The sequence below is a fragment of the Agrobacterium sp. SOY23 genome (assembly GCF_027212525.1).
Classification (GTDB): Bacteria; Pseudomonadota; Alphaproteobacteria; order Rhizobiales; family Rhizobiaceae; genus Agrobacterium; species Agrobacterium tumefaciens_I.
Genome location: NZ_JAPWDT010000003.1, coordinates 460,879 through 486,579, shown reverse-complemented (window position 1 = coordinate 486,579; position 25,701 = coordinate 460,879). Strand labels below are relative to the sequence as shown.

Genomic DNA, 25,701 nt, shown 5'->3' with positions numbered 1-25,701 from the left:
GGATGTTGGGGCATATCTTTAATCGCAGCCAGCAAAAGACAGAGAAAGGGAAGCCTATTTCGCCGGCGTGATGGCGGGCTTCTGTTCCCGCTGCTTCTGCAACAGCTGTTTGCCCTTGCTGAGAATATGCAGGTTCGCCGCATCGAGCTTGTTATAACCCGCCTGGATAATATCGAGATCGGCAACGTGCCCGATCGCCGCGAGCTTGTACATGACGTCGCCGACGGCCACGTCGATGGTTGGCGCCGGCGCGGCCGCCGCATCCTTCACCGCAGCCTGGATGTCACCTGCCGTCCCGCCCATCGCATAATAAAGCGTGAGCGCCTTGCGCAGGAAGCCTTCACGACGCTCGATCCTGTTGTTGAGCATATTTTCCCCGACGCGATTTCGCATCAGCTCAACAGCTTTGTTCTGATATTCGCCCATCAAGACACCAAATAAAGTTCCAAAATATGCTTTGCGAGACTACGAACAATCCCCTTAGAACTGGTTAAGGCAGGGGTTCGCCTCGGCATGGGCACTATCGCGCGCCGAGTTTGCCCGAAGCTGATTTCGCGACAGGAATTGCCAGCCCGATTTGAGAATCGCCAGAGCGACGCTTATGCTCGATCCGGCATGGGTAGAACGAAACGACGCGGTATTGATAACCGTCAGGTTATTTATTGCCGCCCTTATTTCATTTTACTTTAATGATCGCACTCACCAATCTTGCAGACTGGATCGGTGGATGGGAGCCACGGATCAATTGGGAGGAAGTCATGAAATTACGGATCACCGCCGCAATCGCGGCCATCTGCTTCAGTTCCGCTGCTTATGCCGAGACGATCAAGGTCGGCGTGGTCGGTCCGTTCTCCGGCCCGTTTGCGCTGCAGGGCAAGAACTTCAAGGCCGGCATTGACGCCTGGTTCGCCCTTCACGGCAACAAGGTCGGCGATGACACGGTCGAGGTCGTTTATCGCGATGTGCCGCAGGCGGATCCCGCGCAGTCCAAGGCGCTGGCGCAGGAACTGGTGGTGAAGGAAGGCGTGCAATATCTCGCCGGCTTCTATTTCACCCCTGATGCCATGGCCGTCACGCCGCTGCTCAAGCAGGGCAATGTGCCGATGGTCATCATGAATGCCGCCACCTCGGCCATCGTGACCAAGAGCCCCTATGTGGTGCGCACCTCCTTCACCACCTGGCAGACCTCCACCCCCATCGCCAAAGTGGCCTTTGACGGCGGCGTGAAGAAGGTCATTTCGCTGGTCAGCGATTACGGCCCGGGCGTCGATGCCGAAAACGCCTTCAAGGCGGCATTCACCGCCGCCGGCGGCGAGGTGGTGGAAACCATCCGCATGCCGCTTTCCACCAACGATTTCAGCCCGATCATGCAGCGCGTGAAGGATTCCGGCGCGCAAGGCGTCTTCGCCTTCCTGCCGTCGGGCCCGACCACGCTTGGTTTCGTCAAGGCCTTCAACGATAACGGCCTGAAATCCGCAGGCGTCAAGCTCTTCGCACCGGGTGACCTCACGCAGGAATCCGACCTGCCGGCGCTGGGCGAAGCCGCACTCGGCATGCAGACGACCTTCCATTACGCCGTCTCGCATGATTCGCCTGAGAACAAGACCTTCGTGGAAGCCGCCGCCAAGGCGATCGGCAATCCCAAGGAACTGTCCTTCCCCGCAGTTGGCGCCTTTGACGGCATGTATGTCATCAGCAAGATGATCGAGGCCACCGGCGGCAAACAGGATGCGGAAAAGGCGGTGGACGCGGTGAAGGGTCTTTCCTGGACAAGCCCGCGCGGCCCTGTCAGCATCGATCCGGAAAGCCGCCACATTACCCAGAACATCTATCTGCGCGAAGTGGCCAAGGCCGATGACGGCAGCTATTACAACAAGGAAGTCCAGACCTTCGAAAAGCAGGGCGATCCGGGTCTTGCCGCCGCGAAATAACCGGCGACACCGGCCTCGCCGCCACCATAGCGGCCATTCTTGAAACGGTCGAACCGCCCCTATGGCGGTTCGGTTCCGGCCCGGACGGGCGTTGCAGCACCGGGAGGAGTTTTTTCAGCATGCAGACGGTCTTCAGCATCCTCATCGATGCGCTTGCCTATGGCATGGTCCTGTTCATCATCTCCATCGGCCTTTCGGTGACGATGGGGCTGATGCGGGTTGTCAATCTGGCGCATGGCGCCTTCGCCATGATCGGCGGATATCTCGCCTCCTACGCCGCCCATGGCCTCGGCCTCGGTTATGCGGCGGCGATCCTTGTCGCCATTGTCGGTACCATCGTCATCGCCATTCCGCTTGAGCGTTTCCTCTATCGCCGCATCTATGGCGCGCCGGAGCTGACACAGGTGCTGATGACCATCGGCATCACCTTCTGCATCATCGGCATCGCCAATTTTGTGTTCGGGCCGACACTCAAAACCATTCCCTTGCCGCAACAATTGGCCGGCCCCACCGATCTCGGCTTCCGCACCATCGCCACCCACCGCATCTTCGCCATTGCCTGCGGTCTGGCCGTGGCCGGCGCGCTGTGGTTCACCTTCGAAAAGACCGCCTTCGGCATCAAGCTGCGGGCGGCGGTCGATAATGCCGCCATGGCGGCGGCACTCGGCGTACGCACCGAGATTATCTACGCCGTCAGCTTCGCCATTGCCGTCGGCCTTGCCGCCATGGGCGGGGTCATCGGCGCGGAGCTGCTGCCGGTGGAACCCTATTATGCGCTGCGCTACATGGTCACTTTCCTCGTGGTGGTCTCGGTTGGCGGCGCGGGCTCCATTCCCGGCGCGTTGATCGCCTGCCTGCTGCTCGGCGCCATCGATACGACCGGGCGATATCTCGCCCCGGAATATGGCGAATTCTTCTTTTATCTGGCGGTCATCGTGATCATCACCTTGTTCCCGCGCGGCCTTCTCGGAAGGGCGAAATGAGATGGCGGTGCTCATGAACGACGTGACTGAAACGGCAGACACTCCGAAGACGCGCTCGCCGCTGCGCACGCTTGCGGGACCGCTCATCATCATCGCCGCCGCGATTGCCGGTTATTACCTGTTTCCGGATAATCTGGCGCTTCTGACCCGCATCATCGCCATTGCGCTCCTGGTGCTGTCGATCGATCTCGTCACCGGCTATTGCGGCGTCGCAACGCTTGGCCATGCCGCCCTCTTCGGCGCGGGCGCTTATGCGGCCGGCATCGCCGCTGCCCATTTCGAGATCACCGATCCGCTTTTGATGACCGTGATCGGCGCGGCGGCGGGCGGCGTGGCGGGGCTGCTTTCCGGCACGGTGCTGCTGCGCGCCCACGGCCTGCCGCAGCTCGTTCTCTCCATTGCCGTCATCCATTTGTTCCACGAGGCGGCCAACAAGGCATCCGGTTGGACCGGCGGCAGCGACGGGCTATCAGGCGTTTCCCCGGACGCGCTGTTCGGCACCTTTGAATTCGATCTTTTCGGCCGCACCGCCTATATCTACGGCGTCTGTTTGCTGCTCCTCGTTTTCCTCGCCCTCAAGGTGGTGGTCAATTCGCCCTTCGGCATGTTGTGCCGCGGCGTCAAGCAGGACAGCGTCCGCATTCAGGCCATGGGCGGCTCCGTCAACGGCACGATTTTGAAGATGTTCGTGATATCAGGCATCGTCGCCGGCATTGGCGGTGCGCTCAACGCCATTTCCACCCAGGTCGTCGGCCTCGACAGCCTCAGCTTCACGCTTTCGGCCGAGGGGCTGGTCATGCTGGTGCTCGGCGGCGCGGGCTCGCTTTACGGCGCGCTGATTGGCACCGTCACCTTCATGTGGTTCGAGGATGTCGTTTCCGCCGCCAATCCGTTCCACTGGCTCACCATAGTCGGCCTGCTGCTGATTGCCGTCGTGCTCTTCGCACCGCGCGGGCTTTATGGCGCGGGTGAGCAGATCATTGCGCGCATCCGTGGAGGTCGCAAATGAGTGCCATTTTCGAAGTCTCCGGCCTGCAGAAGAATTTCGGCGGCCTCGTCGTCACCAACAATGTCTCGCTGTCGCTTTCGCCGGGAGACCGCACGGTGCTGATCGGCCCGAATGGCGCCGGCAAGACGACCTTCGTCAATCTCGTCACCGGCAATATCAAACCCTCGGCAGGCACGGTGCGCATCGCCGGCGAGGACGTGACGGGTCTCAGCGCCAGCCAGCGCGTGAAGCGCGGCCTCGTGCGCTCCTTCCAGGTCACCCGGCTGTTTCAGGACATGACGCCCGAGGAACATGTCGCACTCGCCATCCTCCAGCGGGAAGGCAAGACGGGCCGGATTTTCGGCCGTTACCGCGCCATGCCCTCGGTCATGAGCGAAGCCCGCGACATTCTCGGCACGCTTGGCCTTCTGCCGCTTGCAGAAACAAGGGTGCGTGAAATCGCCTATGGCCAGCAGCGGCTGATCGAAATCGCGCTTGCCATGGCGCTTCGCCCGAAAATTCTGCTTCTCGACGAACCGGCGGCCGGCGTGCCTTCCACTGAGACGGCGCGCATCGAACAGGCGCTCGACCGGCTGCCCGCCGACCTCGCGATCCTGATGATCGAGCACGACATGGATCTGGTCTTCCGTTTCGCCAGACGCGTCATCGTTCTGGCTGCCGGCGCCGTCATTTTCGACGGTTCGCCGGAAGACGTCACCAGCAATGCGGAAGTCCGCCAAGCTTATCTGGGAAGTTACGCCGATGCCCGCAGCGCCGCTTGAAATCGTCAATCTCACCGCCGGTTACGGGCCGACAAGGGTCATCGAGGGCCTGTCGCTTTCCGTGCCGTCGGGCTCGCGTTTTGCCGTGCTCGGCCGCAACGGCGTCGGCAAGACCAGCCTCTTCGCCACGCTGGCCGGCCAGACGAAACGTTTTGCCGGCGATATCCGCATCGGCGGACAGGACATCGCCGCTCTGCCGAGCGCTGCCCGTGCCAAAGCCGGCCTCGGTTACGTGCCGCAGACCCGCGATGTGTTTCCCACCCTCACAGTCGAGGAAAACCTCTTCGTCGGCCTCAAGACCCGGCCGAAATCGGCCATCGAGGAAGCCTATACGCTGTTTCCGCGCCTGAAGGAGCGCCGCCGCAATCTCGGTTCGCAACTTTCCGGCGGCGAACAGCAGATGCTCTCCACCGCCCGCACCATTCTCGGCCAGCCGCGCGTGTTGCTGCTCGACGAACCGCTCGAAGGCCTCGCCCCCGTCATCTGCGAAGAACTGATGGCCGCCTTCTCCAAACTCGCCCAATCCGGCGAAATGACGATTCTCCTCGTCGAACAGCGCATCCAGATGGCCATCGACTTCGCCGACCACGCCATCATCATGGAACGCGGCCGCATCGTCTGGGAAGGGCCGTCGAGCGAACTGGCGGAGAACCCGGATATTGTCGATACGCATCTCGGGGTTGGCGGGCTGCACTGAGTGCATCGGAGTGAAACCAGAAGGGGTTTGCCTGTCACAGGCATGAGAAAAGAGAGCGCATCGGAAAGCCTAGCCCCCAACCTCTTCCAAATCTGGAAAGGCCCCGCCTCGCCGTCGCGCCGCCTGGCGATAGGCACGCGGTGAGCTGCCCAGCATCCGCCGGAACATGGTGGTGAAGGCCGGGATGTTTTCGTAGCCGGCATCCAGCGCCACATTGGTCACCGCCTCCCCTGCGGCCAGTCGCGGCAGGGAGGCGAAGATGCAGGCCTGCTGGCGCCAGGTGACAAAACTCACCCCGAGTTCCTGACGGAAAAGCCGCGTGAAGGAGCGGCGGCTGATGCCCATGGCGGCGGCCCAGTCATCGATTTCCACCCGCGCCACAGGCTTATTCAGGAAATCGCGACATAATCCGGCAAGACGCTGATTACCGGGAAACGGCAATCCGAGCGGGCGTTCCGGCAAGCGGTTGATTTCATCCAGCAACAGTGCCCGCACCAGACCTCGCCGATGGAAGGCGACCGGCTGATGCTCTTCGCACAGCAACTCCGCAATCAGGCTGGAGGCAAGTGCGGTGATTTCCACCACTCTCGGCACCTCGGCCTGAAACAGATCGGGATGCACGTAGATCGAATGCATTTCCACCGTCGAGATGGTCTCCGATTCGTGTTCCAGCCCGGCGGGAATAATGAGCCCGTGGCCGGGCGGTATCATCCAGCGGCCATCTGCGGTGCTGACCAGAACCACACCGCGATGGGCGTACCAGATCTGCGTCCTGCGATGGCTGTGGATCGGGCCCCGGTGCCCCTTGGAGTAGGTACGGCAAAGCGCCAGCACCGGTTCGTTGGTGCCATCGATCAGGTTCAGCATATAGTCGTGGTCTTCGGCCGAGAAGGAGCCGTAGGTCAACGATTTGATTTTTGCCATTTGGCCCACTCACAAAGAAAATCGTCCAGAACACAAATGCAGGCCAGAAACAATATGAATAAAAGCGGGAAGAAAGAAAGACATGTTTCCCGCTGATCGGGCGGGAATCTCGAGAGGATTCATCATGGCCACCGTCACCAGCGCCGGCTTCAACCCGCAACGCACGGCGTTTTCAATCATCGCAGCCGCCAGCTTCTGCCACATGCTGAACGACATCATGCAATCGCTGCTGACGTCGCTTTATCCATTGCTGAAAGCCAATTACGCACTCGATTTCATGCAGATCGGCCTGCTCACCTTCGCCTTCCAGGTCACCGCATCGCTGCTGCAGCCGGTCGTCGGCATGGTGACGGACCGCTGGCCCATGCCATTCTCCCTGCCGGTTGCCATGCTGTCCACCTGCGCCGGCCTCATCACGCTCGCCTTCGCGCACAGCTTCGCCGTGCTGATCGCTGGCGCCTGCCTCATCGGCGTCGGTTCGGCGATTTTCCATCCGGAAGCCTCCCGTGTCGCCCGCTTGGCATCCGGCGGCCGCCATGGACTTGCCCAGTCCTTCTTCCAGGTGGGCGGCAATACCGGTACGGCCATCGGCCCGCTGCTCGCCGCCTTCATCGTCATCCCGCTCGGCCAGTCGAGCCTCAGCTGGTTCTCGCTGATCGCACTCCTCGGCTTCGGCGTGCTTTCCTGGGTCAGCGTCTGGTATACCCGTCACCGGCGCGCAACCGTCGGCAAGGCACCCGTCAGCCGCGCCCTGCCGCTGGCACGCGGCACGGTCATGATGACGCTTCTGGTGCTGGTGGTTCTGACTGCCACCAAGAACGCCTATCTCGCCAGCCTGTCCAGCTACTTCACCTTCTACACCATCGACAAGTTCGGCCTTGGTGTGCAGGATGCGCAGGTTCTGCTGTTCCTCTTCCTCGGCGCCTCGGCACTGGGCGTGTTCTTCGGTGGCCCGATCGGTGACCGCTTCGGCTCCCGCGTCGTCATCTGGTTCTCGATCCTCGGCGTCATTCCCTTTGCGCTGATGTTGCCCTATGCGAACCTGTTCTGGACAGCGGTTCTGGTCGTCGTCATCGGCTTCGTCTTCTCCTCCGCCTTCTCGGCCATCGTCGTGTTCGCGCAGGAGTTGGTGCCGGGACGGGTCGGCCTGATTGCCGGCATGTTCTTCGGCTTCGCCTTCGGTTTCGGCGGCATCGGGGCTGCGGTTCTGGGCGTTTATGCAGACAAGGAAGGCATCGAATTCGTCTACCGCATCTGCTCCTACATGCCGCTCCTCGGCCTGCTCACGGTGTTCCTGCCAAAACTGCCGAGCCACCGCTAAAAGCCTCGCGTTCAACGCTTTCCATCAAGGTGGTCACCTGTGATATTCAGGTGACCACCTTGATCCGTTTAGCGAAGACTTAACCATGCAAATCCCGATAAAATCGATCCTCGTTTTCCACGTTGCGGCAAGGGCAGGCAGCATTTCGCGGGCGGCGGAGGAACTGAGCGTCACGCCTTCGGCCGTTTCCCAGCAGATCCAGTTGCTGGAAGGCCAGCTCGGCACGACGCTAATGGCGCGGACCGGCCGCAAGGTGACGCTGACCGAAGCGGGCGAGCGGTATTTCTCGATGATCACCGCCCAGATCGAACAGATATCCGACGCCACCGACAATATTCGTGGCTTCCGCTCGATAACCACGCTGACGGTCCGGGCAACACCCACCGTCTCCAACAAATGGCTTTTGCCGCGTCTCGGCTCCTTTCTAGAAGAACATCCGGAACTGGAAGTGCGCCTCGACGGCACCAACGAGCCCACCGATTTTTCGCAGGAGCTTGTCGATATTGAATTGCGCCATGGCGATGGCCGCTGGCCGGGCCTATTCGTGGAAGGGCTGGTGGAGGAGGAATTCCTGCCGGTCTGTTCACCGAATTATCAGGGAGCAGGAAAGTTTCTGCCGGAAGAGCTGCAGAATGAGCGGCTGATCCATTCGGTCAAGGCACAGGCGCAATGGAACCATTGGTTTCCATTGGCCGGAGTAACAGCCGAAAAGCGCTGGCGGCGTGTCCTGTTCGACCGAAGCCACATGGCAATTGACGCCGCCGTTCTCGGTATCGGCGTGGCACTGGAAAGCACCTTGATGATGGAGCGGGAGCTGCAAGACAAAATGCTGGTCCCGGCCGTGGCGGATGCGCCGCGTATAAGGCTCGTCACGCAATGGATCGTTTGCCCGCATTCCCATCTGCGGCAGAGAAAGGTCTCGCTGTTTCTGGAGTGGATGCGAAAACAACGCGACGAGTGGCAAACCCGTCGCGTTGTGTGAGGTTTCAGGCAATCCGTTTTCTCGTCAATAAAGCCCCATAAGCCTGATCGGCCCGAGCGTCAGCACCGGGAAAAGCACCAGCGCGAAGATGGCGAGCGTCAGCACCGTCATCGGCGCTAGCGAACCGCGAATAACATCCTCGATCTTCATATTCGCCACCTGTGCCGCCGCAAACAGGCAGACCCCCACCGGCGGCGTCACCAGCCCGAGCGTCAGCGTCATGACAGTCACGATCAGGAAATGGATCGGATCGATACCCAGCGCCTCAACCGGCGGCATCAGCACCGGGATGAGGATGAACATGGCCGGGATCGCTTCCATAAAGATGCCGATGATCAGCAGGAAGACGAAGATGACGAGCATGCCGGTCATGGGACCGAGGTTCATGGCCTTCAAAAGCTCGGCCACCTGTTCGGGCAGCCCATCGAAGGTGAAAACCCAGGCGGCAAGCTGCGAGGTGGCGGCGATGAACAGGATGGTGCCGGAAATGCGCGCCGTGGAAATCAGGATTTCCGGCAGTTCCCGCGCCGGCAGGGTGCGATAGACCAGCACACCCAGCACCGCCACATAGACCACCGCGATGGCTGCTGCTTCCGTCGGCGTGAACAGGCCGCTGGCGATACCGATGATCAGGATAAGCGGGGTCAGCATCGGCAGGATGGCACGCAAACCGGTGACGACGACCAGACGGAAATTAAACGGGGTCGGCGGATTGTAGCCGTAATGCACCGAATAGAAGTGGTTGAAGACCAGAAACGCGAGGGCGATGAAAAGGCCGGGCACCAGGCCTGCGATCAGCAGCGTGCCGATGGACACATTGGCGATCGAGCCGGCAATCACAATCAGAATCGACGGCGGAATGATCGAGGAGAGCGTCGAGGTGCAGAGCGTCATGCCGACGGCATAACCCTTCGGAAATCCATGGCGCTCCATCGCCTTGATCTCGATGGCCCCAACCGAGGCGATATCGGCGACGGATGAGCCGGAGACGCCGGAGAAGATCACCGAGGAGATGACGTTGACGTGGCCAAGCCCGCCGGGAAGCCAGCCGACCATGGCCTCGGCGAAATCGAAGATGCGTTCCGCCACCCGCCCCCGCTCCATGACGGTACCGACGAGGATGAAAAGCGGCACGGCGACGAGGAGGAAGGAGTTCATCGATGAGAACATTGTCTGAGACAGCAGGTCCATGGGCATGGAGGTGAAGAGCCAGAGTGTGCCGACGCTGGCGAGCGCCAGCGCAATGGCAAGCGGCACACCAAGCATGCTGAGACCGAAAAAGGCGATGAGAAGAAAGACCGACATGGATCAATGTCCTGCTGAAATGGAGATATCGGCATGGGCGATCTCGTCCGCCGGCAGGCCAAGCTCGGGAAGCGCTATGAGCTCCCGGCGGCTGCGTAGCGATTCGATGATCGCGAGCACAGCGATGATGGCGGAGACCGGCAACACGATGCCGATGGCCCACATCGGGATCGGCAGGGTGGCGGCAGCCTCGTTCATCATGATCTGCTGGCGCACCAGTGTCAGGCCCGTCCAGCCCATCATACCGAAGAAGAACACGGATGAACCGACATAGATCGGCACCGCCAGCCGCCGGAAGAAGCGGTGAAACAACACCAGAAACACTACGACACGGGCGCTTTCAACGGTGCGAAAACCGGCGGCAAGGCCGAGGAAGACCATCCAGATGAAGAGAAAGCGCGTCGCCTCCTCCGTCCAGGGAAGCGGACTGCCGACGAGGCGGCCGATGACCTGAAGAAGAACGACGATGAGAATGCCGGCACAGGCCGCCCCTGCGGCTACATCGGCGATGAGTTTGATGATGGTGCCGAGCACCGAAGGTTTCGTATCGTTCATGACAATACCCTTCCACTGCTGAAACCGGATACCCGGTAAAACGAATGCCACCCTGCCGTAACCACAAGGCAACCTTGCATGACGTCGGGGAAGGCCGGATCAAAATCCGGCCCTCCATGCGCGAAAACGTCAGTTCGTCTTAAGGAAAGCCTGCGTCTTGTCGAAGAACGCCTGGTCTTTCACCAGTGCGGAGAACTTCGCCGAAAGGCCGGCCGCCACCGCCACGAAAGCCTTGCGCTCATCGTCGGTCAGCGTGTTGACCTCCATGCCGTTCTTCTTCAGCGTTTCGAGCGACTTGTCGATATCGGCAGCGTCGTTCTGGGCCTTCCAGGCTTCCGTCTCAACGGCCGCTTCCTTAAGCGCGGTCTTGAAGTTCTCGTCGAGACCTTCGAAGCGGCCCGGGTTCATGCCCAGCACCCAAGCGTCGGCAATGTGATTGCTGATCGTCAGATACTTCTGCACTTCGTAAAGCTTGGCGCTGACCGGCACGTTGACAGGGTTTTCCTGGCCATCGACGACCTTGAGCTGGAGCGCATTATAGACTTCGGCAAAGGCCATCGGCGTCGGGGCGGCCCCCATGGCGCCGAAGAATTCGACCCAGAGCGGGTTGTTCGGCACGCGCAGCTTCATGCCCTTCAAATCGGCTGGCGATTTGATCGGTGCCTTGGAATTGGTGATCTGGCGCAGCGGCCGCGACCAGAGATCGAGCCCGAGAATGCCGATCTTGCTCAGATCGGTGGAAAGCTCCTTGCCGAGATCGCTGTCGAGATAGACCCGGAGCTGGTCGATATCGCGGAACTGATAGGGAATGGCGATGGCCGTGAACTTCGGATTGAACGTCGCGTAAAGCGAGGTCGAGTTCAACAGCATGTCCAGCGAGCCACCGGCCAGCTGCTTGACGCCCGCGGAGGGATCGCCGCCATAAAGCGTACCGTTCGGAAACACCTTGATCTTGAGCTTGCCGTCCGTCTTTTTCGAAACGATCTCGGCAAACTTGTTGGCCGCGAGAGTGATTTCGGAATTGTCCGCGTCCGGTGTCGAAAGCGTCAGCGTCTCGGCATGTGCAATCGATGCGACCAGCATGGTGGCGGCCAGAGCCAGCCCGTAAAATTTTGAAATTTTCATGTGTTCCTCCCTTTGTTGTCTCTAGATGGTTTCGAGCGTTCCTCCGAACGCATTCATGCGCTTAATTTCAAGGATCACACCGCTGTGATCAAGCTCGCCCGCGCCATGCTCGACCATGGAGCGGAACAGCCGGTCAACCTCCTCGCCGACCGGTAAACCGAGGCCAAGGCTTCTGGCGAAGGCCAGTGCCGTGGACGTATCCTTCACCTGATATTTCGCCGGCCCGCCGGGGCGAAAATCCCCCTCCACCATGCGTTTTCCGTGCTGGCGGAAAACGGTGGAATCGGCGAAGCCACCAAGCAAAGCTTGCCGCACCTGCGCCGGGTCGGCTCCCCCCGCTTCAACCAGCGTCAAAGCTTCGGCGACAGCGCAGATCGTCGAGGCGACGATCAGCTGGTTGGCGAGCTTGGCGAGAGAGCCGCAACCCACCGGACCGACATGGGTGACGCGGCCGAGGCAATTGAGGAGTGGCCGCAATGCATCCACATCCCGCTGTTCACCACCAGCCATGATGGCGAGCGTTCCTTCGATCGCCCCTTCTTCACCGCCGGAAACCGGAGCGTCGACATAAGCGACGCCATGAGCCTTTGCCGCCTCCGCCTGTCCCCGCGCGCTATCGACGGGAATGGAACTCATCACCAGCAGGATAGCACCGGGCTTCATGGTGGAAACGACACCAGAAGCACCGAGCAGAACCTCGTCGCAGACCGGCCCGGAACTCAGCATGCAGAGCACGACATCGGCCACGGCCACGGCCTCGGCAGCCGTTACCGCCGGCTGCACGCCCTTTCCCGCCAGAATCGCAGCCTTTTCAGCGCTACGGTTCCAGGCCTTGACGGAAAAACCGGCCTCCGCCAGACGCCCCGCCATGGGGGCACCCATAATACCCGTTCCGATAACGGCGATCTGGCGAATGTCAGCCATCGTTTCCATCTTTCAGAGCCATTGCCGGTTTAAAAAGCGCACCGGCAGCTCTTCTTCGATAAGAGCGGGAAAAGCCTCGCGAAACCGGTCGAGATGCGGTGTTTTCAGGTGGTTGTCGAAAGCGTGACGACTGTCATAGACCTCATAAAACACCACGTTGTTTCCAGTTTCCGGCCGCACCACATCGAATTGTCGGCAACCCGGTTCGTCCTGAACCGAATGGGTAGCATCATCGCGCGCCGCATCTAGAAAGGCGTCCATCAATTCGGGCTTCACCCGAAATTCTGCGATCACCACGAAAGCTCCCTTCGACATCGCTTGTCCCCCGTCAATCACGCCGCAGCGTCTTTTTGCGGGCGAAAGCGGTTTTCCATATCCTGGCGCAGCTTCACCACATCGAGATCATTGACCAGCTCCACATCGTCGAAGCTGACGATCTGGTCCTTCTTGATGGCGCGCTTCAGCTTAACATTATGGGCAAGGCCGATCGGCAGCGCCTTGATGTCGAGGCTGCGAGTGGCCGGAATGGCGTTTGCCCAGACCGCGTAACCGCCCTCGCCGTCGAGCATCTCGCCCGGCGCCATGTCCTTTTTCGCCGTGGCCACGGCATCGCCGCGGAACTCCTTGGAGCAACCGGTCGCTTCGTTGCGCAGCACGGCGGAAAGTACGCTGATCGAGGTTTCCAGCCCGATGATGTGAAACGGACGCCACATGGAGGCGTACCAGCCGGAGGGATCGGTCAAGAGGCCATATTGCTTGAAGCAGGCGCGGGCATATTCGTTATGCGCCTTGAAGGTGACGAAAACGCCGTAACGGATGTTGTTGAACACCTCGCGTCCGTCTGGCTCCTGGCTCGCGGCAATATCGACCAGCCCGGAGCGCGACATACGACCGCCATCGGCAGCGGGGCGGAAGACGCGGGCAAGATCGTGCAGGCCGGCTGGCGGGAAGGCCAGACCTTCATCCGGGCAATCCAGCCCCGTGCCGTTGGCGACGGCCGCCATTTCGATGGCCGCCTTGGTACCGTCGGTGAAGGAATTGTACATTTTCGGATTGAAGTCGCCCTTGGCCACTTCCTCGTCCGTCCAGCCGAAATAACCCCAGACCGTGTCCGGTGTCGAATAACGGTAACGCGGCTCGAAATTCATGCCCTTACCGGCGGAAACCACCTCGAAGCCGCTGGCGCGCGCCCAGTCGACCAATTCGCAGATCAGCGCCGGCTGGTCGCCATAGGCCATGGAATAGATCAGGCCCTTGGCCCGCGCCTTTTCGGCAAGGATCGGGCCGACCATGACGTCGGCTTCGACATTGACCATGACGACATGCTTGTTGTGATCGATAGCGCCGAGCGCATGGCGCGCACCTGCAAGCGGATGGCCGGTCGCTTCGATCACGCATTCGATCTCGCCGCAGGCGAAAAGCTCGTTTACGTCGTCGGTCACATAGGTCTTGCCGCTCTTCAGCGCATCGGCGCAACTCGTCGCGTCATATCGCTCCTTCGGCCAGCCGACGCGCTCAAACGATTCCCTAGCTTTGCCGACATTGAGATCGGCGACGGCGACCATATGGAAACCGGCGATGCGCTGCGCCTGCGCCAGCACCATGGAGCCGAACTTACCAGCACCGATGAGACCCACCCGGACAGGTTTGCCGCCGGCTGCACGCGCTGACAGAAGAGAATAGAGATTCATGTTTTGACATCCTTCGCTGGGGAAATTGCTGGCGAGAATGTCCAGACTGCCCGGCGAAGGCCATGCGATACCCATGCTGCGAAGGTTCACCCCTCGCGGCGCTGGCCACATGACGTTTCTGCGTTCCTCCCGGATCCCGGCACGCCTTTGCGCCGGCTCTCGCGGTCGCCTCCCAAAGCAACCTTGAGACCAGAGTAGGAGCGTTCAAATATTAGTTCTATTTAGAAAAAAAGATTTTTTATTTAGTTTTTCTAACAAGCCATCAGGCCGATTTACGCAGCATCAGATCGGCGCTGAGAAGAATGCGTTCACGCATCCGCGTCGTGTCATCTGCCTCTTCGTTCAGCTTCTGCAACAGAAGCTCGATCGACAGCCTGCCGATCTCGTTATAATTCTGCGCGACGGTGGTAATCGGTGGGCAGGCGTAACGCGACAGCGGATGATCGTCATGGCCGGCAACCCGGAGGTCATAGCCAGCGCCATGGCCGACCCTGATGCCCTTCTGGAAGGCGGCGGCGATCACACCAAAGGCAATACGGTCATTGGCGCATAAAACGGTGCGCGACGGCAATAGATCCGCTTTCTCGAATAACCGACTGGCTTCGTCGAACGCAAACCGTTCGAAATCCCAACGTGCAGGTTTTGCGACATCAAGCAGCCTTGGCTCGAAGCCCAAACGCTGCATCGCCCCCACATAAGCCATACGGCGCGTCACGGAGTTGGTGTTGACCTGTGGCATATCAAAATAGCTGGGCGGCTCACCCGAGCGACAGAGATAGTCAACGATCAAGTCAACGCTCTGGCGATTGTCGGTGCCGACAAAGGCCGACCGCTCATCGAGCGGCGAATCGACATAAACGATGGGGATAGTGGCGGCGAGCTCTTGGAGCGTCGAACAGTGGGATGTGACACCAAGCGGTGCGATGATGGCCCCGGCCACATTCATTGACTTGAATGTGCGGATGGCGCGGTTTTCGATTTCCGGCTTACCGTCGGATGACAGCACAAAGGCAAGAAAACCAGCCTCGTTAGCTATCAATTCGATGCGGTTTGTCAACGCCATATAGAATGGATCGGCATAGTTGGGAATGATGATGCCGATAATATTACTGCGGCGGCGATTGAGATTGACCGCAAAAATATTCGGCCGGAATCCCGATTTCTTGAGCGCCTCCTCTATGGCATCCCGTGTTTTCTTGCGCACCGAAGCCGGGTCATTGAAGTATTTCGAGACCGTGGGGCGGGAAAGTCCGACGAATTCAGAAAACTCTTCCATCGTCCTGATAGTTTTGGCCAAGTGCTTGCCCCCATGAAGATTACATGTGGCACTTTATAACGACCAGCCTTCGATGGAAAAGCCGGTCAACCGCGGTTATCAACCGCCAAAAGATCATTCGGTCGCAGATTGTATTTTCACTGCCCACGGATTGGATGGGCGTCACGCCTCTCCGATCCTTACCCCATTGCTGTCAAAGACATGCAGCCTTTCCTGCGGGAAGCCGACCCGCAGGGACTTGCCCGGCTGCAACAATGCCCGGTCTGATGAAAACAGCTTGAAGGGCAATCCGTGCACGGTGAGATGCAGGATGACACCGAGGCCGGTCGGTTCGACGAGATCGACAGTCGCTTCCACACCGCCTTCAGCCGACGCAACGACCACATGTTCCGGGCGGATGCCGAGCGTGACCGGCTCGCCATCGGCAAGCTTCACATCGCGGCCGAGAGCAAGGCGCGTGCCGTCACCCAGCACGACGAAACTGCCGCCACTCTCCTGACCGAGCCGTCCTTCGAGAAAATTCATGCCGGGCGAACCGATGAAACCGGCGACGAAAAGATTGGCCGGGCGGTCGTAAAGATCGAGCGGCGCGCCGATCTGCTGCACATGCCCGGCATTCATGGCGACGATACGCGAGGCAAGCGTCATCGCCTCGATCTGGTCATGGGTCACGTAGACCGAGGTTGCGCCGAGATCGGCATGCATGCGCTTGATTTCGGCGCGCATCTGTTCGCGCAGCCGGGCATCGAGGTTTGAGAGCGGCTCGTCGAACAGGAAGGCCTTTGGCTGGCGCACGATGGCGCGGCCCATGGCGACGCGCTGGCGCTGGCCGCCGGAGAGCGCCTTCGGGCGGCGGGCGAGATAGGGATCAAGGCCGAGTTTTGCGGAAGCACCCGAGACCGCCGCCGCAATTGTTTCTTTCGGGCTGCGGCGCAGGCGCAGGCTGTAACTCATATTGTCGGCGACGCTCATATGCGGATAAAGCGCATAGGACTGGAATACCATGGCGATATCCCGGTCTTTCGGCCTGCGATCGTTGACACGTTCGCCGTCGATGGACAGGTCGCCCGACGAGATTTCTTCCAGACCGGCGATCATGCGCAGCAGCGTCGATTTCCCGCAGCCTGAGGGGCCGACGAGGACGATGAATTCGCCATCCTCGATCTTGAGATCGACGCCGTGCAGCACGGCGAGATCGCCATAGGTCTTGCCGACATTCTTCAGCTCGATGGAAGCCATGGGATTATCCTTTCACCGCGCCGGCCGTCAGGCCCTGCACGAGATAACGTTGAATGAGCAGGAAGAAGAGGCAGGCCGGAATGAGCGCCAGAACGCCCGCCGCCATCATCTGCCCGAAATCGACGGAGAATTTGGAAACGAAGGTCAGAAGGCCAACCGGGAAAGTGGCGCTCTGATTGCCGGAAATCAGCATCAGCGCAAACAGAAGTTCGCTCCACGCGGCTGTGAAGACAAAACCGAGCGTCGCGGCAATGCCCGGCAGCGTCAGCGGCAGGATGATCTGGCGGAAGGCCGTAAACCGGCTCGCCCCGTCGATCATCGCCGCCTCTTCCAGATCCTTCGGAATGCCATCGAAGAAGGACTGCATCAGGAAGGTGGCGAAGGGAACGTTGAAGGCGGTGTAGACGATGACGAGGCCCGTCAGGCTGTTGGTGAGGCCGAGCGGCGACAGCATCTTGAAGATCGGTGCGACCAGCATGACCAGCGGGAACATCTGGGTGATCAGCATCAGGGCGACGATCCAGTATTTGCCCTTGAAACGGAAGCGTGACAGCGCGTAACCCGACAGCGACGAGAGTATCGTTACGGCAATTGCCGTGGAGCCCGCGACGATGACGCTGTTCTTAAAAAACGTCGGGAAGGCACTGTTTTCAATGACGAAACGATAATGATCCCATGTCGCCCGCGATGGCCACATCCTGACACCTTCGCTATAGAGCAGATCATTCGGCGTGACGGAAACCTTGAGCAGCCAGAACAGTGGGAACAGTGCAAAGGCGATATAGGCAAGGATCGCCAGACGATGGGCAAGGGTCAAAAATATCCTTGATGTCATCGGTCAGTCCTTCTCGATCAGGCGCTGGCGCAACAGCACGATCAGCATGGAATAGGCAAGCAGCAGCACCAGAAGCACCAGCGCAATGGCCGAGGCATAACCGAAATCCAGACGCCGGAAGGCCTGGGTGAAGATGTAGCTGGCGACGATCTGGGTGCGGTCGGCCGGTCCGCCATTGGTCATGACGATGATGAGATCGGCGAAATTGGCGATCCAGACGGTGCGCAGCAGGATGGTGATGGCGATGGTGGGCGCCAGAAACGGCAGGGTGATGGAGGTGAAACGCTGCAGCGGGTTTGCCCCGTCAATTTCCGCCGCCTCGTAAAGATCGCGCGGGATGGCCTGAAGGGCCGCAAGCAGGGTGATGGCGAAGAAGGGAATGCCCCACCAGACATTGGCGATGATCGGCCCCCACATGGCAAGCTGCGGATCGGCGAGGATATTGTTGGGTGCGGATAACAGCCCGAGCGAGACCATCCAGTGCGGCAGCGGCCCGATGACCGGGTTGAACAGCCATGCCCAGTTGAGACCGGCAAGGAAGGTCGGCACGGCCCATGGCAGGAATACCAGCGCCTGCGCCAGCCCCCTGCCCGCAAAGGGTTTATCGAGCAGCAGCGCCAGAATGAGGCCGAAGAAGAATTGCAGGAAAACCGAAGCGCCGGTCCACCACAGCGTGTTTTTCAGCGCCCGGTAAAAGGCCGCATCCTGCGACAGCGCCTCCAGATGTTTGAGACCAACAAAACCGCCGGAAAACGGATTGAGCAGCTGCACATCGCGAAACGCATAGGAGAGGCCAAGCACCAGCGGCACCAGCATGACGGCGACGATGAGCACCAGCACCGGCGCGCTGTAGAGCCAGGGTTCGGCCCAATCGGCAAACCGCCGCATCGCGGGCTTGCCAGCCGGTTTGCGCGCAGCCACCGGCCCGGCGCCATGGGCATAGGACATTGTATCGCTCCCTGATCGGACGACGGAACGGACGGGTTTTCCAGCCTCTCGGCTTACCGATCCGAAAAATTGCGAGGAAAAGGCCTGTCGCAGCGAAGGCCGGCAAGACCGCCGCACGGGCATTTGCGCCCGCACGGCCGGTCAATGTCGTTACTTCGAGGCCAGGAACTTCTGCTGCGCCTTGGTCATGTAATCAGCCCATTGTTTGGCAAGGTCTTCCGGCGTGATATCGCCGAGCAGCGCTTCCTGCGAAGTCTTGATCACAAGCGAATCCTTGAAGAAGGCGAATTCCTCAAGATAGGTCGGCATCGTCGTCGGCACGGCGTTCTTGTCGGCCAGTTCGTCGAACCAGCCCTTGAACTGCTCGCTGGCATAGAAGGGGTCCTTCTCCGCCGACTTGTGCACCGGCAGCGCCCCGGTCTTCTTGTTCCACTCGATATTGCCTTCCGGCCCCTCGAGTGTTTCGATCAGCTTCCAGGAAAGGTCCTTGTTTTCGGATTTCGACATCATCGACCAGCCGGCGAAACCGATCGTCGGGAAGGTCTTGCCGTCGGGGCCCTTGGGCATGGTCATGACGCCGAAATCTTCCGGCTTCATGCGCTGGGCAATGGCGATCAGCGCATCCGGGTCCTGATCGAGGAAGGCGCAGGTGCCGGAATAAAAGCCAGCAACGATCTCGTTGAAGCCCCAGTTGACGCTGTCCTTCGGCGCATAACCGTTCTTGTAGAGATCGATCACATAGGTCAGGCCCTTCACCCAGCCGGGGCTGTCGAAGGTGGAGGTGCCGTCCTTGGTGAAGAATTCGTTCGAGCCCGCCATGGAAGCGCCGAACATGACCCAGCCGTTGAGGCCGCCCGGGCCGCCGCGCAGGCAGTAGCCATATTTGCCGGGAAGGGCTGCGACCTTCTTGGACGCATCGGCAAATTCATCGAGTGTCTTCGGCGGTTCCTTCACGCCGGCTTCGGCCAGCAGTTTCTTGTTGTAGAACATGGCACGCAGGTAAAAACCATAGGGCAGCATATAGGCCGTGTCCTTGACATCGCGGCCGAGTTCAAGCGTGCGCTCGCTCAGGCCCGCGGTGTGCTCCCACTTGGCGAGATAAGGCTCAAGGCTTTCGAGCATGCCGTTATTGGCGTAAAGCGACAGCCAGGTGTCGGGCATTTCCATCACGTCAGGCACATCGCCGGCCGAGACCATGGTGGCGAATTTCTGGAAGGCTTCACTCCACGGCAGAGAGATGATCTCCACCTTGGTACCGGGATTGGCCGCTTCGAACTTCGAAACGATGCCCTTCAAAGTTTCCGTCCGCTCCGGGCTGGTGATGACCTCCACCAGCTTGAGGGTCGTGTCCGCCAGCGCCGTTCCGGTCATCAGGGCGGTGAAGATTGCTGCTGTTACCAGTTTTTTCATGTCGTTCTCCCCTTTTTGTGGTCAGTTTAAAAACACGTCAGGCGGCGGTGGCTGCCTTTATCGCGGGTTCGAGATCGTTCCAGAGCGCTTCCGTGCCCTCCAGCCCGACATGCAGGCGCACCGAACGCGCGCTGATGCCGAAGGTGTGGGCGGAGTTCGGCTGCGCCTTCTGTTCGAGCACCACTTCACCGGGAACGATCAGGCTTTCATGCCCGCCCCAGGAAACACCCAGTTTGAAAAGCTTGAGGCGGTCGGCAAAAGCGCGCACATCCACCCCTTCCTTAAAGATGAAGGAAAACAGGCCGGAGGTGCCGTTGAGGCCCGGCGGCAGGCGGTTCGCCAGTCCCGGATGGCAGACCGTTTCCACCACATCCAGCGCATGAAGACGGGTTGCGATATCCAGCGCCGAGGCCTGATGCGCCCTCATGCGCAGCGGCAGGGTGCGAAGCCCGCGGATAAGCAGCCAGGCATCGAAGGGCGACATCTTGCCACCGAGATAGGGATAGGTTTCCGCCCGGATGCGATCGATCATCGCCTTGGAACCGGCCACCACGCCGGAGACCACGTCGCTATGGCCGCCCAGATATTTCGAGGCGGAATGCAGAACGAGATCGACGCCGAGCGAAATCGGCTGCTGGAAGACCGGGCTCGCCCAGGAATTGTCAATGACGGTGACGGCACCGTGCCGTTTGCCGATGGCGGCCAGCGCGCCGACATCATGGGCTTCCATCACCCAGCTTGTCGGGCTTTCCATGTAGAAGAGCTTCGCGCCCGGCATCGCCTTTTCAACCGCCGCCTCGTCGCGGCCGTCGACATAGACAACCTCGATATTCATGCGCTGCATGAAGGTGCCGAACAGGCGGAACGCATCGGGATAGACATGGCGCACCGCGACGATCCGATCACCCGGCGAGACGAAGGAAAGCACGGTGGATGAGATGGCCGACATGCCGCTTGCAAAACCCAGCGCATCTTCCGCACCTTCAAGCTTGGCCAGCATTTCTTCGAACAGTCGAACAGTGGGGTTCAGCCCGCGCGTATAGACCGGTCGCATCTTCTCGCCGCGATAGGTGGAGACCATTTCATCATAGCTGGAAAAGGTGAAAAGCGAGGTCTGCACGATGGGCGGCACCACGGCCTCGAAGGCGTGAGCTTCGTCATGGGCGACGATCAGGGAGGCGGGATCGAAGAGATCGTTGCCATGGTTCATTTCGACATGTCCTTGATATCTTCCTCGACAACGGCGAGGATTTTCAGTGTTTCTTCCCGCGCCGTTTCCGCATCACCGGCGGCGATCGCGTTGAACAGGGTGCGGTGAAAGGGAAAGGAGCGACTTGCGAAATCCGGCCGGTCGAAGGGCTTCAGCCAGAAACGTTCGAAACCTTCGCGCATCTGCTCCAGCAGCTGCTTGAACAGCGAATTATGCGTGGCGTCATAAATCGAAAGATGGAAGGCAAGGTCGGCCTTGCCGGAGGTGCCTTCGGCCAGATGCACGCGCTCCATCTCATCGAGCCGCGCTTCCATGGTGGCGATATCCTCCGCCGTGCGGCGGCGGGCGGCGGCCATGGAGGCCTCGACCTCGATGCCGCGCCGCACTTCCAGCGTCATCAGCAGCGCGTCACGCAGGCTTTCGGCATCGATGGAAATAGGCATATGCACGGTGGCGGCGGAAATCGGCTTCAGCAGATAATTGCCGCTGCCCTTGCGGCTGTCGATGACGCCGAGTGCCTGAAACTTGCGGATGACTTCGCGAATGGTTGACCGGCCTACAGCCAGCGCCGCCATCAGTTCGCGCTCCGCCGGCAACCGATCTCCCGCCTTCAGTCCGGCCCGCTCGACATAATCGGACAATGCGGCCTCGACCTGGCGCACACGGTCGCTCGGCGGAATGGGCTGCATGAGTTCGCGGTTGGGCCTGTCCAAGACGCATCCCCTAAATTGGTCTGACATCTTACCATTTCAAACGGCAAATCGATTGTCAACCGTCAACAAAAGGGGTGACGCGCCACGCCCCAGGCGCGGGGTCTGAAACGACCTCCAAACCCCTAAAACAATTCAGGCAATCCCGCGCGTGGTCATGTGGGTTCACGGTCCGGGACAAGTATCGGCGCAATCGCCCGATACGGAAAAGGTCGAGACCGCGGACGGCTGAAATGAATAATTTTAGGCGTGAATGACGGTGACTGGCGACCGGCGGTTAAGTCGCCGCCCTACGGGCGACATCACGCGCCAATGCATCGGCACGTTCATTGCCGGCTGTGCCGGAATGCCCTTTGCACCATTCCACGACCACATGGGGATGCCGCTCGAGCAGCTTGTCGAGCTGCTGCCAGATTTCCCTGTCGGGGATCGGTCTTCGGCGGGCGCGCTGGTTGGGCGTGATCCGCTTCCAGCCGTTGTTGCGCCAGATCGCCCTATAACGGCGGCAGCCCTCAATCACATGAACTGCATCCGTCCAGAGCGTGACTGCGCGCGTTGGCGCCTCGGCGGCGATCCAGGACATTGCGTTCAGGACGGCGAGCACCTCGAAACTATTATTCGATGTGCCAACCGTCTTGCCCGAGGCGGAATGGACTTGGTGCCCTGCCTCATGAACGACGAACGCCCATCCTCCGGATCGGGAGGCATCATCGAATGAGCCGTCGGTGAAGATGTGAAGCGCATCGGACATGAAGGGTGTGTAGCATCGAAATGGAAATCGTTAAAGGAAACAGGCGATTGTGAAGGGATCGCTCGTTTCACAAAAGCAAAGAGGGCGGCGCAAGCCACCCTCCCCTGGTTCAGGCTGAAACTTCGCCTTTTACTGGCCGAGAACGGCGGCCGTAATCGTCTGCATGTTGTGGTTGACCATATCGATATAGGTCGCAGCCGGACCTTCGGCTTTGGAAAGCGCATCGGAATAGAGCGTGCCGCCAACCTTCAGGCCGGTTTCCTTGGCGATCTGGTCGATCAGCCGCTTGTCGGTGATGTTTTCGACGAAAATGGCCGAGGCCTTGTCGTGTTTTACCTGATCCACCAGCTTGGCGACATCTGCGGCCGAGGCTTCGGATTCGGTCGAGATACCCTCGGGCGCGAGGAAATTCAGGCCATAGGCATGCTCGAAATAACCGAAGGCGTCATGCGAGGTGATGATGACACGTTTTTCCGGCGGGATGGCGGCGATTTCGGTCTTCACCTTCTCGTTCAGAGCGGCAAGCTTGGCGACATAGGCATCCGAATTGGCGGTGTATGTGGCGCAACCGGCCTTGTCGACCTCGCAAAAGGCACCGGCAATGTTCTTCACGTAGATTTCGGCGTTCTTGATCGACTGCCAGGCATGTGGATCGTATTCACCGTGATGGTGGTGACCCTCGTGGTCATGGTCGTGGTCATGGGCCTCGGCGGTCTCATGCTTGTGGCCGGCTTCTTCCGCTTTATGGTCGTGGCCTTCCTCTTCTTCGGCTTCCGGATGGGCGTGACCTGCCGGCTCGTCGGAAAGCTTGAGCGGTTCCACACCCTTCGTCAGCTCAACGACGGGGGCCTTGGTGCCGCTCGTTTCGATCAGCCGCTTCAGGAAACCTTCAAACTCCAGGCCGTTGACCAGCACCACATCCGCCTTGCTGACGGCGACGGCATCGGCCGGGCGCGGCTCGTAGACATGGGCATCACCATCCGGGCCGACGAGCGTGGTGATGTCGACACGGTTGCCGCCGACATTCTTCGCGAAGTCGGCGATGATCGAGAAGCTGGCCACGACTTTAAGTTCGGCAGCCGAAGCCTGCGCCATCACGACCGGGGAAAGGGAAAGAAGGCTGACGCAGGTGGCAAGACGGAAGGTTTTGAACATTGGAAGTTCTCCTTTTTTCAGAGGCTGTTTTCAGGCCGTTCTGTGGCGACCGGAACCGAGAAGATCGACGAGCACGCCACGCGTGCCGAAGAGGATGGACAGGACATAGATGACGCCCGCCGCAAGGATGATCGCCGGACCGGAGGGCAGCGACGCGTGGTAGGACAGGAGCAGGCCGACAAAACACGAGACCATGCCGATGCCGATCGAGATGAAGCACATGGGTGCCACGCGGTTGGACCAGAAGCGGCTGGCGGCGGCGGGCAACATCATCAGCCCGACCGAAAGCAGGGTTCCGAGCGCCTGAAACCCGCCAACGAGATTGAGCACGACGATGGCGAGGAAGAGGAAATGCACGGGGCTGCCCCAGTTACTGACCGAGCGCAGGAACAGGGGATCGAGGCATTCCGCCAAAAGCGCCCTCCAGAACACCACCATCACCAACAGCGTCACGATGCAGATGCCGCCGATCAGACCGAGCGCCTCATTGTTCAGCGCCAGCACGGTGCCGAACAGGACATGCATGAGATCCACGCTGGAACCGCGCCATGAAACGAGCAGCACGCCGAGCGCCAGCGAGATGAGATAAAAGGCGGCAAGCGACGCGTCTTCCTTCTGAATGGTGAAACGCGACACCGCACCGGCACCCAGCGCAACCAGCAGGCCGACAACCAGCCCGCCAATGGTCATCGGCAGGATTTCCAGCCCGTAAAACAGAAATCCGACGGCCGCCCCCGGCAGAATGGCATGCGCCATGGCATCGCCCGTCAGGCTCATGCGGCGCAGCATCAAAAACACGCCGACCGGGCCACAACTTGCGGCAAGGATCAGCGCACCGGCAAGCGCCCGTTGCATGAAGACGTACTGGATAAACGGTTCGATAAAGATATCAGCCATGGGCATTCAAATTCGGGTGGGAATGGACGGGGCAATCTGCGGGCCTGCCCCGATTGCATGAAGCGAAGGCGTGTCGGCGGGCTCGCACCACGGCGCATTTTCCTCCCAGGCCTCGTGGAAGTTTCGCGCCTGCCGCAGGTTTTCGGCCTTGAGCACATCTGCCGTCGAACCAAACCCGACAAGTCTGCGCGCCAGAAACAACGTCTGGGGGAAATGCTGCCGCACCAGCTGGTGGTCATGCAGCACGGCCAGCACCGTGCGCCCCTCCGCCACCCATGCCTTGATGAGCACCATAAGATCGGTCACGGTGCGCTCATCGACCGCATTAAAGGGTTCATCCAGCAGGATCAGCCGGGCATCCTGAAGCATGGCACGGGCGAAAAGCGCGCGTTGCATCTGGCCGCCGGAAAGTGAATCGATATTGCGCTTTTCAAAGCCGGAGAGGCCGACCGCCTCCAGCGCGCGGGCCATCGCTGCCCGATCATCGGAACGGTGACGGCCGAGCAGGCCGCGCTTCGGCCACAGGCCAAGCGCAACCAGATCGCGCACCTGCGCCGGGAAGGACCGGTCGAGCTCCGATTGTTGCGGCAGATAGGCAATGGAGACTTCGGGGCTGACCCGGCATTCGCCGCCGAGCGGCCTCAAAATGCCGGCAATGCCCTTCATCAGCGTCGATTTTCCCGAGCCATTGGCGCCGACGACCGCCGTGAGCGAGCCGCGCGCGACATCGCCATTGAGATGATGCACCGCCGCGCGGCCGGCATATCCAAGCGTGAGATTTCTGAAGATAAGGCACGGATCGTCCATCGATCCCTCCGGGCAGGTGTCATTCGATGGCTCTTGATATGTAATGTTATTACATTCGTCAAACAAATATGTAATGAAATAACATTAATCATTGGAAATGATCGGACTCGCCGCATACGAGCCGTCACACCTGCCCTCGTCCAGAGAAGAGTTTTTGCCGTCGCCAGTTGACATGATGTGATCATGTAATGTTATTACGTTACAAGAAAAACACGATGCAGCATCCTCCATCGTCTCCAATCCGCCTGCAGCGGC

The 25,701-nt window shown here is 60.2% G+C and carries 25 protein-coding genes and 1 pseudogene; 7 read left to right on the top strand and 19 right to left on the bottom strand.

All coding sequences use genetic code 11. The features are described from left to right. Positions 1–54: 54 nt before the first annotated feature. Entirely contained in the window at positions 55–426 is a 372-nt protein-coding gene (locus O3S81_RS11060; protein ID WP_269343104.1) for a hypothetical protein, read from the bottom strand. A gap of 332 nt (positions 427–758) precedes the next feature. On the opposite strand from O3S81_RS11060, the gene O3S81_RS11055 reads away from it, so the two are divergent. The 5 genes from O3S81_RS11055 (at position 759) to O3S81_RS11035 (ending at position 5,381) form a co-directional block, all read left to right on the top strand. Beyond that, the gene (locus O3S81_RS11055) at positions 759–1,931 is read left to right on the top strand and encodes an ABC transporter substrate-binding protein (protein ID WP_269343103.1); all 1,173 of its coding nucleotides are present in this window, start codon (positions 759–761) and stop codon (positions 1,929–1,931) included. A gap of 119 nt (positions 1,932–2,050) precedes the next feature. Next, positions 2,051–2,914, top strand: a complete 864-nt coding sequence (locus O3S81_RS11050; RefSeq protein ID WP_004445147.1) for a branched-chain amino acid ABC transporter permease — start codon at positions 2,051–2,053, stop codon at positions 2,912–2,914. 1 nt (position 2,915) lies between these two features. Then, positions 2,916–3,923: a branched-chain amino acid ABC transporter permease gene (locus O3S81_RS11045; protein ID WP_269343099.1), complete on the top strand. Its 1,008-nt coding sequence runs from the start codon at positions 2,916–2,918 to the stop codon at positions 3,921–3,923. Further along, a complete protein-coding gene (locus O3S81_RS11040) occupies positions 3,920–4,684 on the top strand; it encodes an ABC transporter ATP-binding protein (protein ID WP_269343098.1) in 765 nt (254 codons plus the stop codon). Before O3S81_RS11045 ends, O3S81_RS11040 begins: the two co-directional genes overlap by 4 nt. After that, positions 4,665–5,381 (top strand): ABC transporter ATP-binding protein, encoded by a 717-nt coding sequence (locus O3S81_RS11035; protein WP_269343097.1) that lies wholly within the window; start codon positions 4,665–4,667, stop codon positions 5,379–5,381. Before O3S81_RS11040 ends, O3S81_RS11035 begins: the two co-directional genes overlap by 20 nt. A gap of 69 nt (positions 5,382–5,450) precedes the next feature. On the opposite strand, the gene O3S81_RS11030 is transcribed toward O3S81_RS11035, so the two are convergent. Beyond that, positions 5,451–6,305 carry an AraC family transcriptional regulator gene (locus O3S81_RS11030; RefSeq protein WP_269343095.1) on the bottom strand — a complete coding sequence of 285 codons (855 nt, stop codon included), beginning with the start codon at positions 6,303–6,305 and terminating at the stop codon, positions 5,451–5,453. A 124-nt stretch (positions 6,306–6,429) separates the two neighbouring features. Here O3S81_RS11030 and O3S81_RS11025 point away from each other — a divergent pair, with 124 nt between their 5' ends. Continuing rightward, a complete protein-coding gene (locus O3S81_RS11025) occupies positions 6,430–7,626 on the top strand; it encodes an MFS transporter (protein ID WP_269343093.1) in 1,197 nt (398 codons plus the stop codon). 85 nt (positions 7,627–7,711) lie between these two features. After that, positions 7,712–8,608, top strand: coding sequence for a LysR substrate-binding domain-containing protein (locus O3S81_RS11020; RefSeq protein WP_269343091.1), 897 nt, complete (start codon positions 7,712–7,714; stop codon positions 8,606–8,608). Positions 8,609–8,632: 24 nt separating this feature from the next. On the opposite strand, the gene O3S81_RS11015 is transcribed toward O3S81_RS11020, so the two are convergent. The 17 genes and pseudogenes from O3S81_RS11015 to aztA all read right to left on the bottom strand — a co-directional run bounded on the left by O3S81_RS11015 (position 8,633) and on the right by aztA (position 25,446). Then, a complete protein-coding gene (locus O3S81_RS11015) occupies positions 8,633–9,913 on the bottom strand; it encodes a TRAP transporter large permease (protein ID WP_269343090.1) in 1,281 nt (426 codons plus the stop codon). A 3-nt stretch (positions 9,914–9,916) separates the two neighbouring features. After that, entirely contained in the window at positions 9,917–10,468 is a 552-nt protein-coding gene (locus O3S81_RS11010) for a TRAP transporter small permease (protein ID WP_269343088.1), read from the bottom strand. A gap of 129 nt (positions 10,469–10,597) precedes the next feature. After that, entirely contained in the window at positions 10,598–11,593 is a 996-nt protein-coding gene (locus O3S81_RS11005) for a DctP family TRAP transporter solute-binding subunit (protein ID WP_269343086.1), read from the bottom strand. A 21-nt stretch (positions 11,594–11,614) separates the two neighbouring features. Further along, the gene (locus O3S81_RS11000) at positions 11,615–12,517 is read right to left on the bottom strand and encodes an NAD(P)-dependent oxidoreductase (RefSeq protein ID WP_269343085.1); all 903 of its coding nucleotides are present in this window, start codon (positions 12,515–12,517) and stop codon (positions 11,615–11,617) included. A gap of 12 nt (positions 12,518–12,529) precedes the next feature. Continuing rightward, positions 12,530–12,832 carry a putative quinol monooxygenase gene (locus tag O3S81_RS10995; RefSeq protein WP_269343083.1) on the bottom strand — a complete coding sequence of 101 codons (303 nt, stop codon included), beginning with the start codon at positions 12,830–12,832 and terminating at the stop codon, positions 12,530–12,532. Between the two features lie 17 nt (positions 12,833–12,849). Then, on the bottom strand, positions 12,850–14,208 hold the full coding sequence (locus O3S81_RS10990) for an NAD(P)H-dependent oxidoreductase (protein ID WP_269343081.1): 1,359 nt from the start codon (positions 14,206–14,208) through the stop codon (positions 12,850–12,852). Between the two features lie 262 nt (positions 14,209–14,470). Then, positions 14,471–15,484 (bottom strand): LacI family DNA-binding transcriptional regulator, encoded by a 1,014-nt coding sequence (locus O3S81_RS10985; protein ID WP_269343507.1) that lies wholly within the window; start codon positions 15,482–15,484, stop codon positions 14,471–14,473. A 162-nt stretch (positions 15,485–15,646) separates the two neighbouring features. Continuing rightward, the gene (locus tag O3S81_RS10980) at positions 15,647–16,723 is read right to left on the bottom strand and encodes an ABC transporter ATP-binding protein (protein ID WP_269343079.1); all 1,077 of its coding nucleotides are present in this window, start codon (positions 16,721–16,723) and stop codon (positions 15,647–15,649) included. Between the two features lie 4 nt (positions 16,724–16,727). Beyond that, on the bottom strand, positions 16,728–17,558 hold the full coding sequence (locus O3S81_RS10975; protein WP_035228147.1) for a carbohydrate ABC transporter permease: 831 nt from the start codon (positions 17,556–17,558) through the stop codon (positions 16,728–16,730). Positions 17,559–17,561: 3 nt separating this feature from the next. Continuing rightward, a complete protein-coding gene (locus O3S81_RS10970; protein ID WP_003525091.1) occupies positions 17,562–18,506 on the bottom strand; it encodes a carbohydrate ABC transporter permease in 945 nt (314 codons plus the stop codon). Positions 18,507–18,656: 150 nt separating this feature from the next. Beyond that, positions 18,657–19,916, bottom strand: a complete 1,260-nt coding sequence (locus tag O3S81_RS10965) for an ABC transporter substrate-binding protein (RefSeq protein ID WP_174022843.1) — start codon at positions 19,914–19,916, stop codon at positions 18,657–18,659. A gap of 37 nt (positions 19,917–19,953) precedes the next feature. Continuing rightward, entirely contained in the window at positions 19,954–21,126 is a 1,173-nt protein-coding gene (locus tag O3S81_RS10960) for a PLP-dependent transferase (RefSeq protein ID WP_269343074.1), read from the bottom strand. Then, positions 21,123–21,815, bottom strand: coding sequence for a FadR/GntR family transcriptional regulator (locus O3S81_RS10955; RefSeq protein WP_269343506.1), 693 nt, complete (start codon positions 21,813–21,815; stop codon positions 21,123–21,125). Before O3S81_RS10955 ends, O3S81_RS10960 begins: the two co-directional genes overlap by 4 nt. A gap of 298 nt (positions 21,816–22,113) precedes the next feature. Then, entirely contained in the window at positions 22,114–22,587 is a 474-nt protein-coding gene (locus tag O3S81_RS10950) for a ribonuclease H family protein (protein ID WP_269343072.1), read from the bottom strand. Positions 22,588–22,716: 129 nt separating this feature from the next. Continuing rightward, complete coding sequence (gene aztC, locus O3S81_RS10945; RefSeq protein WP_269343071.1) at positions 22,717–23,742, bottom strand: zinc ABC transporter substrate-binding protein AztC; 1,026 nt, start codon at positions 23,740–23,742, stop codon at positions 22,717–22,719. Positions 23,743–23,772: 30 nt separating this feature from the next. Beyond that, the gene (gene aztB / locus O3S81_RS10940) at positions 23,773–24,639 is read right to left on the bottom strand and encodes a zinc ABC transporter permease AztB (RefSeq protein WP_269343069.1); all 867 of its coding nucleotides are present in this window, start codon (positions 24,637–24,639) and stop codon (positions 23,773–23,775) included. Further along, positions 24,632–25,446 (bottom strand): annotated as a pseudogene (aztA, locus tag O3S81_RS10935) (zinc ABC transporter ATP-binding protein AztA). Before aztA ends, aztB begins: the two are co-directional and overlap by 8 nt. Positions 25,447–25,701: the final 255 nt, after the last annotated feature.

Coding starts and splice junctions, on each gene's coding strand:
- O3S81_RS11060 (WP_269343104.1), bottom strand. CDS start 426: ATGGGCGAATATCAGAACAAAGCTGTTGAGCTGATGCGAAATCGCGTC.
- O3S81_RS11055 (WP_269343103.1), top strand. CDS start 759: ATGAAATTACGGATCACCGCCGCAATCGCGGCCATCTGCTTCAGTTCC.
- O3S81_RS11050 (WP_004445147.1), top strand. CDS start 2,051: ATGCAGACGGTCTTCAGCATCCTCATCGATGCGCTTGCCTATGGCATG.
- O3S81_RS11045 (WP_269343099.1), top strand. CDS start 2,916: ATGGCGGTGCTCATGAACGACGTGACTGAAACGGCAGACACTCCGAAG.
- O3S81_RS11040 (WP_269343098.1), top strand. CDS start 3,920: ATGAGTGCCATTTTCGAAGTCTCCGGCCTGCAGAAGAATTTCGGCGGC.
- O3S81_RS11035 (WP_269343097.1), top strand. CDS start 4,665: ATGCCCGCAGCGCCGCTTGAAATCGTCAATCTCACCGCCGGTTACGGG.
- O3S81_RS11030 (WP_269343095.1), bottom strand. CDS start 6,305: ATGGCAAAAATCAAATCGTTGACCTACGGCTCCTTCTCGGCCGAAGAC.
- O3S81_RS11025 (WP_269343093.1), top strand. CDS start 6,430: ATGGCCACCGTCACCAGCGCCGGCTTCAACCCGCAACGCACGGCGTTT.
- O3S81_RS11020 (WP_269343091.1), top strand. CDS start 7,712: ATGCAAATCCCGATAAAATCGATCCTCGTTTTCCACGTTGCGGCAAGG.
- O3S81_RS11015 (WP_269343090.1), bottom strand. CDS start 9,913: ATGTCGGTCTTTCTTCTCATCGCCTTTTTCGGTCTCAGCATGCTTGGT.
- O3S81_RS11010 (WP_269343088.1), bottom strand. CDS start 10,468: ATGAACGATACGAAACCTTCGGTGCTCGGCACCATCATCAAACTCATC.
- O3S81_RS11005 (WP_269343086.1), bottom strand. CDS start 11,593: ATGAAAATTTCAAAATTTTACGGGCTGGCTCTGGCCGCCACCATGCTG.
- O3S81_RS11000 (WP_269343085.1), bottom strand. CDS start 12,517: ATGGCTGACATTCGCCAGATCGCCGTTATCGGAACGGGTATTATGGGT.
- O3S81_RS10995 (WP_269343083.1), bottom strand. CDS start 12,832: ATGTCGAAGGGAGCTTTCGTGGTGATCGCAGAATTTCGGGTGAAGCCC.
- O3S81_RS10990 (WP_269343081.1), bottom strand. CDS start 14,208: ATGAATCTCTATTCTCTTCTGTCAGCGCGTGCAGCCGGCGGCAAACCT.
- O3S81_RS10985 (WP_269343507.1), bottom strand. CDS start 15,484: ATGGAAGAGTTTTCTGAATTCGTCGGACTTTCCCGCCCCACGGTCTCG.
- O3S81_RS10980 (WP_269343079.1), bottom strand. CDS start 16,723: ATGGCTTCCATCGAGCTGAAGAATGTCGGCAAGACCTATGGCGATCTC.
- O3S81_RS10975 (WP_035228147.1), bottom strand. CDS start 17,558: ATGACATCAAGGATATTTTTGACCCTTGCCCATCGTCTGGCGATCCTT.
- O3S81_RS10970 (WP_003525091.1), bottom strand. CDS start 18,506: ATGTCCTATGCCCATGGCGCCGGGCCGGTGGCTGCGCGCAAACCGGCT.
- O3S81_RS10965 (WP_174022843.1), bottom strand. CDS start 19,916: ATGAAAAAACTGGTAACAGCAGCAATCTTCACCGCCCTGATGACCGGA.
- O3S81_RS10960 (WP_269343074.1), bottom strand. CDS start 21,126: ATGAACCATGGCAACGATCTCTTCGATCCCGCCTCCCTGATCGTCGCC.
- O3S81_RS10955 (WP_269343506.1), bottom strand. CDS start 21,815: ATGCAGCCCATTCCGCCGAGCGACCGTGTGCGCCAGGTCGAGGCCGCA.
- O3S81_RS10950 (WP_269343072.1), bottom strand. CDS start 22,587: ATGTCCGATGCGCTTCACATCTTCACCGACGGCTCATTCGATGATGCC.
- aztC (WP_269343071.1), bottom strand. CDS start 23,742: ATGTTCAAAACCTTCCGTCTTGCCACCTGCGTCAGCCTTCTTTCCCTT.
- aztB (WP_269343069.1), bottom strand. CDS start 24,639: ATGGCTGATATCTTTATCGAACCGTTTATCCAGTACGTCTTCATGCAA.